At 47.8% G+C, this 19,142-nt stretch carries 13 protein-coding genes; 9 read left to right on the forward strand and 4 right to left on the reverse strand.

Annotated elements, in window-relative coordinates; translation table 11 throughout:
• Nucleotides 1-238: 238 nt before the first annotated feature.
• Entirely contained in the window at nt 239-1,519 is a 1,281-nt protein-coding gene (gene hemL / locus ABUE20_RS12265; RefSeq protein ID WP_408620227.1) for a glutamate-1-semialdehyde 2,1-aminomutase, read from the forward strand.
• 85 nt (nt 1,520-1,604) lie between these two features.
• Here hemL and ABUE20_RS12270 read toward each other — a convergent pair whose 3' ends face one another.
• The 3 genes from ABUE20_RS12270 to ABUE20_RS12280 form a co-directional block, all read right to left on the reverse strand.
• On the reverse strand, nt 1,605-3,479 hold the full coding sequence (locus ABUE20_RS12270; RefSeq protein ID WP_408620228.1) for a methyl-accepting chemotaxis protein: 1,875 nt from the start codon (nt 3,477-3,479) through the stop codon (nt 1,605-1,607).
• A gap of 865 nt (nt 3,480-4,344) precedes the next feature.
• On the reverse strand, nt 4,345-6,684 hold the full coding sequence (mrcB, locus tag ABUE20_RS12275) for a penicillin-binding protein 1B (protein WP_408620229.1): 2,340 nt from the start codon (nt 6,682-6,684) through the stop codon (nt 4,345-4,347).
• A 157-nt stretch (nt 6,685-6,841) separates the two neighbouring features.
• Nucleotides 6,842-8,008, reverse strand: coding sequence for a hypothetical protein (locus ABUE20_RS12280; protein WP_408620230.1), 1,167 nt, complete (start codon nt 8,006-8,008; stop codon nt 6,842-6,844).
• 207 nt (nt 8,009-8,215) lie between these two features.
• Between ABUE20_RS12280 and ABUE20_RS12285 the strand changes: the two genes are divergently transcribed.
• From ABUE20_RS12285 to ABUE20_RS12295, 3 genes are all read left to right on the forward strand, one after another.
• Entirely contained in the window at nt 8,216-9,493 is a 1,278-nt protein-coding gene (locus tag ABUE20_RS12285; protein WP_408620232.1) for an O-acetylhomoserine aminocarboxypropyltransferase/cysteine synthase family protein, read from the forward strand.
• 133 nt (nt 9,494-9,626) lie between these two features.
• Complete coding sequence (locus tag ABUE20_RS12290) at nt 9,627-10,421, forward strand: helix-turn-helix transcriptional regulator (RefSeq protein ID WP_408620233.1); 795 nt, start codon at nt 9,627-9,629, stop codon at nt 10,419-10,421.
• A gap of 137 nt (nt 10,422-10,558) precedes the next feature.
• Entirely contained in the window at nt 10,559-11,215 is a 657-nt protein-coding gene (locus ABUE20_RS12295; RefSeq protein ID WP_408620234.1) for a LysE family translocator, read from the forward strand.
• On the opposite strand, the gene hrpB is transcribed toward ABUE20_RS12295, so the two are convergent.
• A complete protein-coding gene (gene hrpB / locus ABUE20_RS12300; RefSeq protein WP_408620235.1) occupies nt 11,201-13,660 on the reverse strand; it encodes an ATP-dependent helicase HrpB in 2,460 nt (819 codons plus the stop codon). The two genes, ABUE20_RS12295 and hrpB, sit on opposite strands and share 15 nt — an antisense overlap.
• A gap of 191 nt (nt 13,661-13,851) precedes the next feature.
• Between hrpB and ABUE20_RS12305 the strand changes: the two genes are divergently transcribed.
• The 5 genes from ABUE20_RS12305 to gluQRS all read left to right on the forward strand — a co-directional run bounded on the left by ABUE20_RS12305 (nt 13,852) and on the right by gluQRS (nt 19,089).
• Complete coding sequence (locus ABUE20_RS12305; RefSeq protein WP_408620236.1) at nt 13,852-14,448, forward strand: DUF502 domain-containing protein; 597 nt, start codon at nt 13,852-13,854, stop codon at nt 14,446-14,448.
• A gap of 319 nt (nt 14,449-14,767) precedes the next feature.
• On the forward strand, nt 14,768-16,738 hold the full coding sequence (locus ABUE20_RS12310; protein WP_408620237.1) for a BCCT family transporter: 1,971 nt from the start codon (nt 14,768-14,770) through the stop codon (nt 16,736-16,738).
• A 149-nt stretch (nt 16,739-16,887) separates the two neighbouring features.
• Nucleotides 16,888-17,595, forward strand: coding sequence for a DNA/RNA nuclease SfsA (gene sfsA / locus ABUE20_RS12315; protein WP_408620238.1), 708 nt, complete (start codon nt 16,888-16,890; stop codon nt 17,593-17,595).
• Between the two features lie 127 nt (nt 17,596-17,722).
• Nucleotides 17,723-18,169: an RNA polymerase-binding protein DksA gene (dksA, locus tag ABUE20_RS12320; RefSeq protein ID WP_408620239.1), complete on the forward strand. Its 447-nt coding sequence runs from the start codon at nt 17,723-17,725 to the stop codon at nt 18,167-18,169.
• A gap of 47 nt (nt 18,170-18,216) precedes the next feature.
• Nucleotides 18,217-19,089 (forward strand): tRNA glutamyl-Q(34) synthetase GluQRS, encoded by an 873-nt coding sequence (gene gluQRS / locus ABUE20_RS12325; RefSeq protein ID WP_408620240.1) that lies wholly within the window; start codon nt 18,217-18,219, stop codon nt 19,087-19,089.
• Nucleotides 19,090-19,142 lie beyond the last annotated feature (53 nt).

Below are 19,142 nucleotides of genomic sequence, written 5' to 3' on the forward strand. Positions count from 1 at the left end.
TACCCAATTTTGGGTATTTGATTAATACAAATTAACTAATTTTTTAGTCATATTTTATACTTTTTGAATAAACTCGATATTTTTCAATATTTAGTGAATATGGCATTCGAAGACTGTTACCCAGTCCTTATCCCAGCCCCTCATCAAACGCAGTAGTAAAGCTGATTTGGATCAAGGGATTTGCTATAGTCAACACACCTATTCAGGGCTTATCAATTGATTGCAAAGGATCGTCTATATGTCTCGTTCATCCGAATTATTCCAACAGGCTCAAACCTATATTCCCGGAGGGGTTAACTCTCCGGTTCGAGCATTCAAAAACGTCGGAGGGAACCCATTATTCATTGAACGGGCCGAGGGGGCCTATATCTACGATGCCGACGGTCAAGCCTACATCGATTATGTCGGTTCTTGGGGTCCCATGATCATGGGGCATAATCATCCGGCGATCCGTCAGGCAGTTATCGAAATGGCCAGTAAAGGATTAAGTTTCGGAGCCCCAACCGCCATCGAAACTGAAGTGGCACAGCTTATTCAACATCTGATGCCATCGATGGAAAAAATCCGGATGGTCAATTCCGGAACCGAAGCAACCATGAGTGCTATTCGTTTAGCTCGGGGATTTACCGGCCGGGATAAATTTATAAAATTCGAAGGCTGCTATCATGGCCATGCCGATACTTTATTAGTCAAAGCCGGTTCTGGTGCTTTAACGCTAGGTGAACCCGACTCCCCCGGAGTCCCTGCTGATTTTGCGCGTCATACGTTAACAGCAACCTACAATGATCTGGATTCCGTTCGGACGTTATTCGAGCAAAATCCGGAGCAAATTGCAGCGATTATCGTTGAACCTGTAGCCGGAAACATGAACTGCATTCTGCCACATCCAGACTTTTTAAGTGGCCTTCGCAATCTGTGTGATCAATATCAGAGCCTGCTCATTATTGACGAAGTCATGACGGGTTTTCGGGTCGCACGCGGAGGTGCGCAGGAGTACTACGGCGTCAAGCCGGACTTAACGACTCTCGGGAAAATCATCGGCGGCGGGATGCCGGTGGGTGCCTTTGGAGGTCGAGCCGACATTATGGATTATCTGGCTCCCATCGGGCCGGTCTATCAGGCTGGAACACTTTCTGGGAACCCAGTCGCAATGGCCGCTGGCAAAGCCTCTCTGACCTTGGTCAGTGATCCTGCGGTTCACCAGCATTTACAACAGATATCACAAGAGCTAGCCCAGGGATTACGCGATGCCGCCCGACGCCAGCATGTGCCATTTGTCGTCAATCAAGTTGGCGCGATGATGGGCTTTTTCTTTACTGATTTGCCACAGGTGAGTTGCTTTGCCGAATCCTGTCAAAGTGATGCCAAACGCTTTAACCGATTTTTCCATCTCATGCTTGAACAAGGGATCTATCTGGCACCGTCACCTTTTGAAGCCATGTTCACTAGCAATGCTCATACCCAGCTCGAAATCGATAAAACGATTGAAGCGGCTGAAAAAGCTTTTGCCCAGCTTTAGTCCAATTAAACATTGGGCTCAATTGTTCGGCCATGTCACGCATGGCCGAACAATTTAATCTTGATCCAAAGGACGTTGATACATTTTACACAACAAAGTGGGCAATCATTTTTTTCAATCGATCCACATCACTTTGCATTTTTTCTAACGCTTCTACCGCACCAGTTGAACTCTGTGCCGTTTCGTAGCTGATATCTCGCACTTTAACAACACTCTGATTAATTTCCTCAGAAACCAATCCCTGCTGTTCTGAAGCGGCAGCAATCTGCTGATTCATATCCTGGATCTGTCCGACAATCGAAGAAATATCATTAAATGCTGACAGGATATTCCGAGCTTCATCTGCATTAGCTTTTGAAACTTCTTCACTGTGTTTCATCATATTGACTGACCGAGCCGCCCCGGCTTGTAACTCTTCCACAATGACTTCAATTTCGACAGCAGATTCCTGAGTACGGCTGGCCAAATTGCGGACTTCATCAGCGACTACCGCAAATCCACGCCCTGCTTCACCAGCCCGAGCCGCTTCAATCGCCGCATTCAAAGCCAGCAAATTAGTCTGATCCGCCACAGTTTTAATCACTTCCAGCACTTTACTGACGCTATTAGTTTTCTCATTTAGCGTATCAACAGTCTGCCCCGTCGCAGCGACATCTTCAGCAAGTCGACTGATCAATGTGGCGGCATTATCAACCATGGCATGACCTTTAGCCACGACATCGGTGGCCTCATTGGTCGCCAATGCAGCTTGGGCGGCATTATTAGCGACCTCATGAACCGTTGAAGTCATTTCATTCATCGCCGTAGCAACTTGTTCGGTTTCACTAGATTGAGTCGCCATATTTTCGTTGCCTTGCATACAAACGACGACTAGTTTCTCAGAAGAGGTTCCAAGCTGCTCAATACTCTGAATAAATGACCTGACAAAATCACCCAAAGTACTATTCATCACATTCATACTACTGAGTAACTTACCAAATTCATCACGGCGATCTGCATGAATATCGGCCGTCAAATCTCCCTTCGCGATTTGTTCGGCCAATGACACCACCTGAGCCAGCGGTTTAATTACCATCCGTCGCAATAACCAGGCAGCCGTGGCCCCAATCACCAAGACAACACAAGATATAATGTAGACTCGCCAGATGGCTTCTTTCCCATCCAGTGTTTGCTTTTTAACCTGTCCATCCATCAGTGTATTGACATGCTCAGACATCTTGGTCCCAATCTGATTAAAAGTGGCATACTGCTGCTGCAACTGGGATACAACTTGCTGATATTTATTAAAATTATTCTGATAGGTTAATAATTGCTGATGCAAATCATCCTGACCTGACACCGATTCAGTTTGTCTTAGCACTGAATCCAGAACGGTTGCCGCCGTTTCTAAACCACTCCCAGACTGATTGAGGGTATCTTCAAGCTGAGTACGGTAAATTTCTAGCATTACTTGATCAACCATTTGGCTCATAGTTAGAGATAGCTGCGGATGTTGTGCAACGATCGGCTGAATCAGTGAGGTCAGATTTTTTGATTCCTGGAGGAGACTCTGAACTAATTGCTGGTGAGCTTGAATATTGGGAACAATCGCCTGGAAGCTTTTTTCATACTCATCAACAAGAGTCGCCGATTGATCAAGGTTAGCGATATCCGCTGGGGCGGTATGTAATAAACGATTTTCAGCCAACAGTTTTTTCATTTGTTGGATCGTCTGTTCAAGAGCTTGTTGGTATTGTTGATCCCCGGTACGAATATATGCTGATCGATTTTTCTGCGCTTCCAAAATAACCAGCTCTAAACGTCCGGTAATAGATACTTTATGTGATCGTTCCAATACTGTTAATAACCCATGATGACCGACGACAGCCACAATAAAAGTAAAAAACAGAACCAGACCAAATCCCCAACCTAATTTGGAACCAACAGACAAATTCTCGATAGCCTGAGTTAACCTAGCCATAAACCAAACCTTCCTTAGTTAGCAATCTAAACGCAGCAAGACAGCTATCCACTGATAGTTATCGATGAGAGTTAATACTAAATTTTGGAGAAACCCAAGAAACTTGAGCGAATATTAAAACGTCTTGGTAAACAATAATCTAGAGAAATCACACACTAGTTAAGACTTATAGCATTCTATCGTCCATATAAGTTAAAGTCTATTAAATAGACATTAATGATCAGTTTTTTTTACTAATCTGTGAATTTAACCATATTGAATTAATAATAAAGTTGTATTCTAAAGCATTTACCGATCATATTTGTATATTCGATTGTATTCATCAATCAAATAATCTAACAAACTCGATTTATTTATTCCGTACAATATCGCCATATCTGTCTGTTTATCGATGACAAGACTTGGTGTTATTTAAACAGTATTCACCTCATTCCCTTCAGATATAAAAATGAACGACTTCATCGTTTTTATCACCATTAAATGGAAGCATCCCTTCTTTTTTATCCTAAATGGTTATCAAAAAAGATTTATAAGATATAAATAACGATATAAACACAGAGAAAAGACAAGATATAAATAAGGCACAATAAACGAAGAAGACAACGCGATGGATACAGAACACACCTAAGCCACCATCGCATGCAAAATGCTGCGATGGCATCACCTGACGTATATAGATGTATATGAATACAACTCCAGCATCGAATCCGGAGCGGATCCCTGTTGGTCTTTCATATTTGCATGCAGTTAAATCAAACGCATTTTGAAAACCGTGCCATTGGTAACGCTTGATGTGCGTTAAATGAACAGAGCACGACCCATTCAGAATGCATTTCAATGAACCACAGAGCCGCACCTGATGACTTTAAAATAGTTTCTTAAAAAAACGGGTAATTTTATTTTCATCACAGCGATGCTGATGCTGTGCCAAACTCTGGGGAGCGGGCAACAAAACACTCCCTTTACAGCGACTATCGACAACCTCTCCTGTCTGGGGTGAAAAACTCAGCCACCCTAATGAATCAGGAGCAACCGGGCGTAGTGACTGAGCACCGGTCGCCTTGAAATAGTTGGCGACAATCGGTAACGCTGCACTGGCCCCAGTCACCTGAGCCGGTTGATTATCATCACGCCCCACCCAAGTTGTGACAATCTGCCGTTCATCAGCCCCGACAAACCAACTATCTCGCAGATCATCGGTAGTCCCGGTTTTACCAGCAATATTAATATTGGGTAATCGCCAACGCAGTGAATGCCCGGTACCAATACGACTCACTTGGATCAAATTAAACAGAATTTGATAGGCCGGCAGCTCATCCCAACGACGTTGATGCCAATCCTCATGGCTATAGACGTTGCGATCCTGATTATCCGTTACCGCAACCACACTATAAAGCGGCCGATAAACCCCTTCGCCATCGAGCGTTTGATAGACCTGTGCGATCTGCAGGGGTGTCAAACTGACCGATCCCAATAACATGGCGGGGAATGGCCGGATCTTTTGATTAAGACCTGCGCGATCCAGCGTCTGAATCACTTTGTCCAAGCCCAGTGACATTCCCAATCGCACCGTGGGGACATTTAGTGAATGAGCCAGTGCTTGATAAAGCATCACCGGCCCTCGAAATTTACGATCATAATTCTGTGGTTGCCAGTTTTGTCCATTATCCTGTGGGATCGATAGTGGGCTATCATCCAATAATTCACCCGGAGTATGACCATTTTCATAGGCCGTCAGATAGATAAATGGCTTAATGAGAGAACCTATCTGCCGCTGTGCATTCAACGCCCGATTAAAACCACTTAATTGCCCATCTCGCCCTGAAACAATCGCTCGAATCGCACCGGTATGGCGATCTGTCACAACCATTGCGACCTGTAAATCAGGGCGATGCATCGCTTTAAGACGCGTATCAGCAGCCTGCTGAGCCTGACGTTCTGCGATCGGTTCAAGCGTCGTAAAAATTCGCAATCCACTCGCCTGTCGCCAGTTTTGCAGGTGGCCATCCAGCCAGTTCTGCACTAACTCCAAAAATCCAGGAACACGCTGATACCCCATGTTCCCCCGAGCGACTAACCCTAAAGGCCGTTTCAAAAACTGTTGATAAGAATCCGCATCCAGATAACCGGCTTGCAACATCAACCGCAACACCACATCCCGGCGTTCTTTGGCCCGCTCAGGATGACGCCACGGATCGTAATAGGATGGCCCCTTCACCAGAGCCACCAGCAAGGCCTGCTGATCAAGACTCAGATCATAAACTGGACGTCCAAAATAAAAATAACTCGCCAAACCAACCCCGTGCACCGAACGATCTCCATTTTGACCGAGATACACTTCATTAAGATAGGTTTCCAAAACTTCATCTTTGGAATAGCGCAGGCTAATCAACACCGCCATATAAGCTTCCTGAGCTTTACGCCACAACGTCCGCTTACGAGTTAGGAAAAAGTTTTTGGCCAGTTGCTGCGTCAGAGTACTTCCCCCCTGAACCGTTCGCCCCGCCATGAGATTAACCAACATCGCCCGAGCAATCGAAGTAATTGAGATCCCTTCATGATGGTAAAAATCACGATCTTCCGTTTGGATCAACGCCTGTGTCAGCGACTTAGGGATCTGAGAGAGGGATACAAACAGTCGATCCTCCTGACTTCCGGTCGATATTCGATCCAGCAAAATCGGATCCAGCCGCAACTGTTCCAAAGTTGCCCCTGTATCGCGATTCTGAATACTCACCAACCGGGTTTGAGAAAATGTTAACAAAATAGGCACTGCACTTTGGCTGCCATCCGGGAAACGAAATGGACGACGGACCATGGCAATTTTAGAAGTCGATGCTGAAAACTCCCCGGAAGACATTGGCCGGCTGACCTTGCGGTAATTCAGTTGTTTCAGTTCCTGTTCCACTTCCATGCGCGTCATCCGCATATTCGGATACAGATGCAACTCTCGCCCATAAACCACCGCCGGGAGCTGCCATTTATGGCCATCAAAACGGTACTTGATTTTACTGTCCAGATAGACGCCCCAAACCGCCATTACCACTAGCCAGACTAAAAACAGCTTCAGCAACAAACGCAACCAAAAGCGCCGCTTAGGGGCTGACTTTGTGACTGTTTTCTGGCTTTTAGAACGACCTGTCGAGGCCGAGGAGCGCTTTTTAGGTGCCGGTTTTGCTTGAGGAGTTCGCTTATTATTCGCCATAAGATCCGCAGAATTTCGTCCAACTTAGCTCACTACGGCGACGCGTAAGAGCCGATACTGTCCTGACTGTCGTCAAAGACGATCATGCCATCATAGCCGTTATGATATCAGCCTATCAAATCAACCATATATCCATTTGCCCAGATCCCGGGAATATTTATCCAAAATCGCAACACCGGACCCCAGCAACGTCCCCCAACAATGTAGCCCGGCAGAAGCGCAGCGGATGCCGGGGATATTTGACAAACGTCGGGGAAACACCTGCAACATAATCCAATAAATCCAATCCCCACATACAAGGAAAACCCGGATTCCATGTTATTGCATCCGGGCTACAATCCGGATACACCACAACCCCTGCAACGTATCCCAACAATGTTTCCCAACACCGTAGCCCGGCAGCAGCAACGCGAATGCCGGGAATATTCGTGACAAACGTCGGGGAAACACCTGCAACATAATCCAATAAATCCAATCCCCACATACGAGGAAAACCCCGGATTCCATGATATTTCATCCGGGCTACAATCCGGATACACCATAACGCCTGCAACGTGCCCCAACAATGTGACCAAACAATGTAGCCCGGCAGCAGCAACGCGGATGCCAGGGAAGATGCGTGAAAATGTAAATAATTTATCATCCCCGCGGGCGTGGGCCCCCGGATTCCATAATATTCCATCCGGGCTACAATCCGGGTACGCCATACCCCCTGCAACGTATCCCAACAACGACCCTCAACACCGTAGCCCGGCAGAAGCAATGCGGATGCCGGGGATATTTGACAAACGCCGGGGAAACACCTGCAACATAATCCAATAAATCCAATCCCCACATGCGAGGAAAACCCCGGATTCCATGTCATTCCATCCGGGCTACAATCCATACAACAACCCCTGCAACGTATTCCAACAACGTTCCCCAACACCGTAGCCCGGCAGCAGCAACGCGGATGCCGGGGATATTTGACAAACGCCGGGGAAACACCTGCAACATAATCCAATAAATCCAATCCCCACATGCGCGAAAACCCCGGATTCCATGTCATTCCATCCGGGCTACAATCCGGGTACACCATAACCCCAACAACGTATCCCAACAACGCCCCCCTCAACACCGTAGCCCGGCAGCAGCAACGCGGATGCCGGGGATATTTGACAAACGCCGGGGAAACACCTGCAACATAATCCAATAAATCCAATCCCCACATGCGAGAAAATCCCGGATTCCATGTCATTTCATCCGGGCTACAATCCATATCACGATTTTCCCCGGCAACGTAGCCCGGCAGCAGCAACGCGGATGCCGGGGATATTCGTGACAAACCCCGGATCCCATATCATTCCATCCAGACGAAAATCTATACCCCAATGTAGCCGGTAGCCGTAAAACGGGTGATATATATCAGTAAATCATCCGTTTTTAGCATATATCTTAGATTCATCTATTCGATGTGCATTGTCGTCTCAGAACGAAAGAGTAAAATCAACCCACTTCATAATTATTACAGTTATTTAAGCAAGGAAGAGCCATGAAAGACGAAACCATTGCGATCCACGCAGGTTACCAGAGTGAGCCAACCACCAAAGCTGTTGCTACACCAATCTATCAAACAGCGGCTTATGAATTTGATAATGCGCAACACGGCGCCGATCTTTTTAATCTAGCCGTCCCGGGGAATATCTATACACGGCTGATGAACCCGACCAATGACATTCTGGAAAAACGTCTGGCCGCACTTGAAGGGGGTGTGGCTGCATTAGTCGTGAGCTCAGGTGCGGCCGCTATCAATTATGCGATTCAGAATCTAGTGAGTTTCGGTGACAACATCGTTTCGACTGCGCAACTATATGGAGGGACTTACACCTTGTTTGCCCATATGTTGCCTCAACAAGGAGTCGAAACCCGTTTTGCCAAAGATGAAAGCGTCGAAGCGATTGCCGCTCTAATTGATGATAAAACCAAGGCCGTTTATTGTGAAAGTATCGGTAACCCGGCCGGGAATATCGCGGATATTGAGGCCATTAGTAAAGCTGCTCATGCGAAAGGTGTCCCTGTCATCGTCGATAATACAGTGGCCAGCCCATCACTGTGTAAACCGATTGAATGGGGTGCCGATATTGTCGTGCATTCACTGACTAAATATATCGGTGGACACGGAACAACATTAGGCGGTGCCATTATCGACTCCGGAAAATTCGATTGGGCCGCTCATGCGGATCGTTTTCCGCAATTTACCACGCCAGAAGCCGCTTATCATGGAGTCGTTTATACTGATGCTTTTGGCCCAGCCGCCTATGTAGCCCGAGTTCGGACAGTTTCGTTACGCAATACCGGTGCGACCTTAGCACCAATGAATGCCTTCTTACTGATGCAGGGATTGGAAACGCTGGCGCTGCGCATGGAACGTCATACTGAAAATGCCCTCAAAGTCGCTCAATATCTGCAATCACATCCATTGGTCGAATGGGTCAGCTATGCGGGCCTGAGTGATAACCGCTACTATCCACTGGCTGAAAAGTATATGAAAGGCAAACCGGCGTCACTGCTTTCATTCGGACTCAAAGGGGGTTATGCCGCCGGGGTCAAATGTTACGATGCACTGAATCTGTTTAAACGACTGGTAAATATCGGCGATGCCAAATCGCTTGCCTGTCACCCAGCTTCGACTACCCATCGGCAGATGAGTGATTCTGAACAGTTAGAAGCTGGAGTTCGCCCGGAAATGCTACGGTTATCCATCGGGATTGAACATATCGACGATATCCTTGCCGATTTGGAACAAGCTTTAGCCGCTAGCCAAAACTAGCCTTCATACGCATGTCAATCCATCGATACGGTCTGAACCCAGATCAGCCGTATCGACTGTTTATTTTTTACAAGACACTCTCTCATAAAGCCGCTAATCTTAGATCGTTTGTTCACTCTGTATTATTCGGCTTATGGATCAGATCAATTATTACAGCACCGAAGATCAATCGATCAGCCTCATAGAAGGTCAGTATCAAACCTTTGCGTTTGCCCGTCACTATCATCTTGATTATCATTTTGGGCTGATCACCGAAGGCCAGCAGTGCTTTACCCATCAGGGGCAAAAACACTGTGCGCCCAGTGGCACATTGATTATTATGCCGCCCGATGAGTTACACGATGGTCATCCCGCTCAAGAATCCGGCTATCAGGTTCGGGTTTTTACCGTTGCGCCGGACTGGTTTTCTCAGCAATTACACCTACATCCCGATCATGAACTGGTCGGATTTAGTCAATCACTGATCCGGGATCCGGAACTCTTTCAGATACTGGTCCAAACCCATCAGGCTTTAGCACAAAACAATATCTGTCAACTGGCGAAGGACTGCCTGCCCTATGAAGGATTTGCCCCGCTGATTGAACGTTACGGTAGCCTTAAGGCATCGTCGCCCTATCGTCTCGGCAAGCAAACGCTGAATTCTCTGCGAGAATTTTTAATGGCCCATCTGGATCAACCAGTTCATCTGCAACAATTAGCCGATTTATGTCAGTTGAGTCCATCACAGTTTCAGCGCTATTTTAAAGCGACAACTCAGATGACCCCTTATGCCTGGCAAACTCGATTGCGTCTGGAGCAAGCGATGAAGCTACTCAAAGAGCAGCAATCCAGCACCGAAGTGGCTCTTCAGGTTGGTTTTTATGATCAAGCCCATTTTTGCAAAGCATTTAAACAAACCTATGGCGTCACCCCCTCTCAAATTCGTTAAAGCTCGCAGTCTGCATCCTCTTCACCACATGGCCGATTTCAGTAACAAAAGATCACTCGTTCCGAAAACTGTCGATTTTTTACAAGCGCACATCTCACTCTCTTAGCACAATAGCAACATCGATGAAGGGAGTTGTTATGAATGAAGTTCACATTTTAATGACGCTGGCGACGGTTCATTTTATTGCATTAATGAGCCCGGGGCCGGATGTCGCTTTAGTGGTTCAAAATGCCGCGCACTATGGCCGTAAAACCGGTTTTTATATCGCCCTCGGCCTGTCGTTTGGCATTCTGACCCATTCCACATTAAGTATTACGGGCATTAGTTATCTGGTCCACCAGCAGCCTTTATTATTTGCACTCTTACAAATCGCCGGCGGTGGCTACCTATTCTATTTAGGATGGCATGCGGGCTGGGCCACACTCAAAAACTGGGCTCAGGCAACCTCACTCAACCAGATGCCCGCGCAGCTGCTCTCTAGCCGAAGACAGGCCTTTACCCGTGGTTATCTGACCAATCTACTCAACCCCAAAGCACTGGTATTCTTTGTCAGCCTCATGTCAACCTTGATCCCGGCCGGCATGCCGATGAGTGGCAAAGGTATCGCACTTGTGATCCTGTGGGGACTTTCTCTATTTTGGTTTGCTCTGCTGGCTTGGCTACTTTCTACCGCCAGATTCCAACGGCATATCAGTGCCGCCAGTCGCTATATTGATCTTCTGTGTGCGCTGATCTTTTCAGTGATCGGAATAGTCATCTGGTGGCACGCCTGGCCGGTACTATTCACGGCGTAACTGGCGATTGGTTTTTTGTGTTGCCACACTACGGGTCGGATCTTCCGGCCAGGGATGTTTCGGATAACGTCCTCGCATCTCTTTGCGAACTTGGGAATAACCATTTTGCCAAAAACTGGCCAGATCCTGGGTGAGTTGCAGAGGGCGTCCGGCCGGTGACAGTAATTCAATAGTTAATGCGATTCGGCCACCAGCCACCGTCGGAGTTTGTGGCTCGCCAAACATTTCTTGCAATTTAAGGGAGATCCGCGGCGATTGCCCGGGCTGATACTGGATCGGCACCCGTCGCCCCGAAGGAGCCCGATAATGAGTCGGTGCCCATTGCTCCAACTGTTGCTGTTGTGACCAATCCAGATGATGTCGGATCATGCCCGACCAATCGAGTGCCGTTAACTGTTTGTAACGGGTGATATCACCTAAATAGCCTCCCAACCATTGTTCTGGATGCTCCAGTAAACCATCATCACTCACATCTGGGAAATCATGCTCGGGAAACCATTGCCGAACGCAAATGATGCGATCACGCAACGCCTGAGCTTCATCAGGGATCGGCAACCAATCGATTCCCCGCCGACGGATCATCTGGCTCCATTCCCGAATCAACGCTTCGGCATCAGCTGAGCTTCCCGGCTGACGAGCGAAAACCAGCGCCCCTAAACACTGACGTCGTTCACTGATGAACATCTGCCGCGCCTCATCAAACTCATAACGAGACTGCCAGTCAAACCAGTGAGGATAAAACTCCCGCAGCGCCGCCTCAGTTAACGGTGCCGAAAGATAAAGTCGCCCGCTGGACTGTCTCGGTTGCCAACCGACATCCAGCGCCACAATCAATGCCTGATCGGTTTGTTGAGCAGCAACGGCAAAGCCATTGGCCAACAGATAATGACGCTGATCGGCTCGGCGCTGACCGATCCGATCCGGAAGTGCCGCAGCCAATAAAATGCCATCCAGCGGATGTTCCGGCCGGTCAATCAACGAAGTCGCGTGAAGCGAAGTGGCATAACGTCGGGCTTGTTGCAGGAGCTGCTTTTTGAGCACACCATCGAGCCGGCGCAGCGCATCTTCCAGCCACCCCGTTTCCGCTCGTGGTAATGATTGCTCCAGTAATGCCGCAAGATAGCAACCTCGCGCCAGCGCATCAGCTTGACCGTTCTTAGCCAGATCTTGCGCTTTGAGCAGCAATGCCATACTTCTCGGCTCACTGCTCAATTGGCTCAATGTCCGTACACTTCCATTCAGCCCGCCTTGCTCATCGACTAATGCCAGTTGTCGGAGCAATGCTTCAGCACCTTCCAGAGCCCCTTTCGGCGGGGGATCGACCCAGTTTAAATCATCACTGTCGGCGCCCCAGAGTTTCAGTTGGAACACCAGTGAACTCAAATCACTACGCAGGATCTGGGGATCGTTAAAACGGGGACGATGGTTGAGCAGTTCGGCGCTATACAGCCGAACGCACCTTCCCGCCTGCTGACGCCCGGCTCGTCCGGCGCGTTGCTCCGCTGAGGATTGACAGATCATGCGGGTAGTCAAACGGGTCACTCCACTGGCGGCATGATACTGCGCGACCCGTTCCAAACCGCTATCAACCACCATAGTGATCCCATCAATCGTCAACGAAGTCTCAGCGATATTCGTCGCTAATACGACTTTACGCAGCCCTTGTTGGGGGGGAGCAATAGCGGTGCGCTGCTCTGAAAGTGACAACTGCCCATACAAGCTGTAAACCTGGACATCATCTGGAACACGGAGCACCTGAGCCACTCGCTTAATTTCTAATACACCGGGTAAAAATACCAAGATATTCCCCGGTTGCTCATCCAATAATTGCGATATCACCCGACCGCAATGACTCTCTAATGGCTCATCAACGCGAGTCTGCGGCTGATAATCGATCGCTACCGGATAGCTGCGCCCTTCACAAGATAGAATGACCGCCTGAGGTAAGGTCCGTTGTATCGCACTGATATCCAAGGTGGCGGACATCACTAACAATCGGAGTGAGTCATTGACCTCTCCGGCTTCCTGACATAGGGCTAGCCCCAGATCCGCCTGCAGACTCCGTTCGTGAAACTCATCGAAGATGACCAAACTCACGGACTCGAGCAATGGATCATCTTGCAACATTCGGGTTAAGATCCCTTCAGTCACGATCAGAAGCTGAGTGTGGCGGCTGCGTTTGGACTCACCGCGCATTTGGTAGCCCACCCGCTCACCCACCGATTCTCCAAGCTGTTCGGCCAGATAACTGGCGATATGCCGCGCTGCTAAACGTCGTGGTTCCAGCATCACGACCAAGCCTTCTAACTGACCTTGTTCAAGAATAGCCAGCGGCACCGCAGTTGATTTACCGGCCCCCGGCGGAGCCGCTAACAGGATCTGCCGCTCATGCTTCAGTGCGGTTAATAACGGGGCAATGATCGATTCGACAGGTAATGAACTCACAACTATTTAGATCAATAAAAATAAGAAAAGTAACGGTAGTGTATAAAATTTAAAGGCCGTGGACGACCCAAATCACATCGCCATCCCTCGCAATTATTTACTTGCGCAGTCATTGAACAGTCGATACTTCGAGGTAAATTCGGTGTTAAGATTGCGCTTTAACTTGTGGCTCATTTAATGTTGAGGTTCATATGAAGCGCACCCTTATTCGCGGTTTGCTCAATGTGTTACCCATGGCACTCAGCCTGTGGATCTTTTGGTCTTTGTTTGCCTCGCTCGATGAGCTCGGCAATGCCATCTTGTCGCTGGTCGGCCTACAGAAAGTATTTACCGGCACCGGTTTCTTGTTAGTCGTACTGCTGGTATTTGCTGCCGGTTTATTATTTTCGGTCAGCCCAATTGTGTGGTTGTGGAGCTGGATTGAACGACAACTCATGCGTTTTCCACTCTTTAAGTCGGTCTACGGTAGTATCCGAGATATTGCTTCTTTGATGAACAATGACCCATCGAAGCCGAAACATCAGCAAACTGTGTTGGTCAGGCAAGCTAATGGGAGCTATGTGGTGGGCTTTATGATGGCCGAATCCGTCCCTCATCCGCTACAAGATGCGCTCCCCGATGGGCAGTGGGTTCCGGTACTGTTCCAGATGTCTTATCAAATGGCAGGGGTCACCAGTTTAGTCAAACGTGAAGACTTGATCTGGGTGGATTGGTCCTTTGAAGAAGCAATGCGTTTTAATCTGACAGCGAGCCTTTCAAAACCGGCCGAAGATGAGGCTGAAAAATAACCTTTAGCAAATTTTTAACCTGAACATGCCCTTATTGGTGCAAAATTGTGTATAATCATGCCGTATTATTTTGATAATACGTGTAATCTCATAACGAACCGACCGGTTTGCCTTGGTTCGTGATGGCCAACATTGTCCACGGTTGGCTTGAGTTCCCATCGAAGGAGTGATGTTTTACCGCGGGAACTTAGTATTTTAGAGATTACTTACAAAAACGATTAACCCAAAAAGCAGAAAGTTGGTTGTCTTGCCTATAGTAAAACAAGCTTAGCTTGTTCAACGACTAGCCGAGATAACCTTTCAACTAATGGGAGTGTTCATGTCTTTTAAAACCAGTATTAACGCACCGGTCTTTTATCCATCGGTGATTTGTCTTTTTGCGCTGGTCCTTGTGGGAGTGATTTGGCCTCAATCCGCGCAGAGCCTCTTTAATAGTGTACAAAGCTGGCTACAAATTAAAGCCGGTTGGCTCTACATCTTAGGAGTCGCCGGATTCCTCATTTTTATTGTTTTCATTATGCTCAGCCGTTACGGAGATATTAAGCTGGGTCCGGACCACTCGGAGCCAGATTACAAATATGGCACCTGGATTGCCATGCTATTCTCCGCCGGGATGGGGATCGGTTTGATGTTCTTTGGGATCGGTGAACCAGTGATGCACTTTTTAGCGCCACCAGATGCCGATCCGCAAACGATGGCCGCCGCTAAAGAGGCCTTAAAAATTACCTTCTTCCATTGGGGCCTCCATGCCTGGGCTATCTATGCGGTTGTTGCTTTAAGTTTGGCCTATTTTAGTTACCGACATAAATTACCATTGCTGCCACGAAGTTCGTTGTATCCGCTCATCGGTGATCGCATTTATGGCCCGATTGGTCATATTGTGGATACTTTTGCAGTCATCGGGACCGTGCTGGGGGTGGCCACATCGCTAGGCTTTGGTGTCGCGCAGGTGAACTCAGGTCTGCATTATCTGATTGGTGACCGCTTACCCATCTCGGCAACGGTGCAGGTGGGATTAATTATCATCATTACTTGTATGGCCACTATTTCGGTGGTTACCGGTGTTGATAAAGGGATTAAGATCCTCAGTGAACTGAATATGGGTCTGGCCTTTTTACTGATGATGTTTGTGTTGTTGGTTGGCCCCACCGTCGACCTGCTACAACATTTTGTCCAAAACACCGGGGCTTACTTGAGCGATATTGTCAATAAGACCTTTAATCTCTATGCCTATCAGCAAAAAAATGACTGGCTGGGCGGCTGGACCTTGTTCTACTGGGGCTGGTGGATCTCTTGGTCACCTTTTGTTGGGACTTTTATCGCCCGAGTGTCTCGCGGCCGAACCATCCGACAATTTTTAGTAGGCGTGATGTTTGTACCAACTGGGTTCACCTTCTTGTGGATGACTATTTTCGGCAACTCGGCCATTGATGCCATCGTCAATCACGGTGCCAAATATCTAGCCGATGCCGTTTCTTCTGACGTGTCAGTGGCTCTATTTACTTTCTTTGAACACCTCCCACTAAGTGGTTTGTTATCTATTTTAGGCGTCTGTCTGGTAGTCACGTTCTTTGTCACCTCATCTGACTCCGGCTCACTCGTGGTTGATAACTTAACCTCCGGCGGTGATGAAAATGCCCCGGTATGGCAACGGGTCTTCTGGGCTCTGGGTGAAGGGGTCGTCGCCTCAGCGCTACTTCTGGCCGGTGGGCTAAAAGCCCTACAAACAGCATCTATTGCCAGTGCCATGCCATTTTTGATTATTATGGTACTGATGTGTATCGGGCTATTCAAAGCACTAAAAGATGACCGCCTGAAGCTAATGAGTGTGCGTTTACATAGCTCCACCGTTCAGTACGCCAAAACCAGTATGCCATGGCAGGAACATCTGGACGTGTTGATTTCACATCCCTCCTATAAAGAAGCCCGAGCTTATTTGGATCAAATTGCGGAAGATGCGCTCACTGTGGTACAAAAAGAGTTTAAACGCCGCCAAATCGATGCTGATTTGCACTACGACAACGATAATGACCGAATTCGATTGATTATCAATGACGAAGTTCAGCAAACCTTTGTGTATGCGTTGCGCGTGCGAAGTTATACCTTACCGATGCTGTCAGATGACAGCGATAAAAACTATTATCGGGTCGAGGTATTCCTAGAGCATGGTGGCCAATATTATGATGTGATGGGTTACACCGCTGAACAGCTGCAAGCCGATGTTGTGACTCAATACGAAAAATACCGTCATTATCTACATCTATCCAGTGCGGAATATGTAAGCCAATAATTTTAAAATCAGGGCGTTATCATTTGAGTTGATCATAAATATGTCAATAGGATCGATACGCCCAGCGTCCTTCAATCGTCAAACAGTAAGCCCCTATCACCCTCTCTATGAGATCAAAAAGAGGCTTCATTTGCCACAGCAGGAATGACATGAAGTTTACCCCCGAATTAGTTCCCGGCATTCTTATTCGTCGTTATAAACGCTTTTTAGCCGATATCCAAATGCCCGATGGAACCGTCATCACCGCCCATTGTGCCAATACCGGCGCTATGACCGGCTGTGCCGAACCGGGCTGGAAAGTTTGGCTTCGTGATAGCCAAAACCCCAAACGGAAATGCCGCTACAGTTGGGAACTGGTCGAAAATAGTCAGGGCGACCGCATCTGTATTAATACCTCCAGAGCCAACGAAGTTGTCGCAGAAGCGATTGAAGCCGATCAGATTTCCAAATTGACAGGATACGAAAGTTTGTCCAGAGAAGTGCGTTATGGACAAGAAAATAGTCGAATTGACCTATTACTTCAGCATCCGGATCGGGCAGACTGCTACATCGAAGTTAAAAGTGTCACCCTTCTGGGAGAATCAGGAATCGGACGCTTTCCTGATGCCAAAACGCTACGAGGACAAAAGCATTTAAGAGAACTCATGGCGGTGGCTCATAAGGGCCAACGAGCGGTATTGCTATTCGCCGTCATGCACTCCGGCATCCAACGGGTCAGTATCGCCCAGCATATTGATCCAAACTATGCCAAACTATTAGAGCAAGCTCTTGAGGCTGGGGTCGAGATTATTTGCTGGCGGTTTAGTTGTACTCCGCAACAGATCCAGGAGGATGGCCCACTTTCGTTTTTTTTATGAAAAGATCATCTAAGACTTGCCACAAAACATGCTCTTTTCATTTGCGCCGTTACCCGCTTTCTGATATAGATAGCGGCCATTGGATTTTCGACGGACTGACGTCGAGGACTAATTTAGGAGAGAAGGCATGCCTGAAGGCAAAAAAAAGACGCTAGGTGTACTTTCTATCGCGGGTGTTGAGCCATACCAGGCGAAACCCGGCGAAGAATACATGAACGAGGCTCAAAAAGATCACTTCCGGATTATTCTGGATGCTTGGAGACGCCAGCTTCATCAAGAAGTCGATCGCACGGTCACTCACATGAAAGATGAGGCCGCTAATTTTCCTGATCCAGTCGACCGAGCAGCTCAGGAAGAAGAATTCAGTCTGGAACTTCGTACGCGGGACCGTGAACGTAAACTCATTAAAAAAATTGAGAAAACGTTGCAGAAAATCGATGACGATGATTTTGGTTTTTGTGAATCATGCGGTGTTGAAATCGGTATTCGTCGCTTAGAAGCACGCCCAACGGCTGACCTTTGTATCGACTGCAAAACGCTGGCAGAAATCAAAGAAAAACAGATGGCCGGCTAATAAGCTAACGATCTCGATTCAGGCAGTTTTGCTGCCTGAACTACTTTATGAATAAAACAAGCTATGTCGGCCGATTTGCGCCTTCTCCATCAGGACCACTCCATTTCGGTTCACTTGTCACAGCACTCGGAAGTTATCTCCAAGCTAAATCCAAGCAGGGCCAGTGGTTGGTTCGTATTGAAGATATCGATCCTCCCCGAACCGTCGCGGGGGCGGCTCAAATAATTTTACAACAGCTGCACACCTTTGGCTTACATTGGGATGGCCCGATTATCTATCAAAGTCAACGAACATCCCTCTATCAATCTTATATTGATCGCTGGCTGGAACAAGGATTGGCTTATTATTGTCAATGCACACGCCGGGAAATTAAAGCGCGTGGAGGGATCTACGATGGTCACTGCCGAACACTGCATTTAAACGCAGCATCACAACGGGCGATCCGGGTGCACTGCCCCACACCGGCGACAGGTTTTTTTGATCAGCTTCGGGGTTGGCACCCCCTGAAACCAGCCTTGGCCCATGAAGATTTGGTAGTCCGTCGTAGCGATGGTTTCTACGCGTATAATCTGGTCGTCGTCATCGATGATCTTGATGCCGGGATCAGTGAAATTGTCAGAGGGAGTGACCTACTGGAGCCTACAGCACGACAGTGTAACATGTATCGCTTGCTGCAAGCCAAAGAACCGGACTATCTGCATCTACCGCTCGTTCGTGATAACAATGGGCGCAAACTGAGCAAACAAAATCATGCACCGATGCTGGATCCATTACATATTCAGGACCAATTACACGCTGCGCTCGCTTTTTTAAATCATCCGGTTCCAGAAATCTGGAAAAATGAGTCCCCGGCCCGATTACTTGATAAAATGGCTTCTATTTGGGATTGTCAGCGCATAAACTGGCGTGATCTGAACTAATCATATTTTCATTTGAACCGAGCTGGGCTATATTAGCGGCCTATTTCATCAAG

Origin of the sequence: Celerinatantimonas marina (assembly GCF_046054165.1) — a bacterium.
Classification (GTDB): domain Bacteria; phylum Pseudomonadota; class Gammaproteobacteria; order Enterobacterales; family Celerinatantimonadaceae; genus Celerinatantimonas.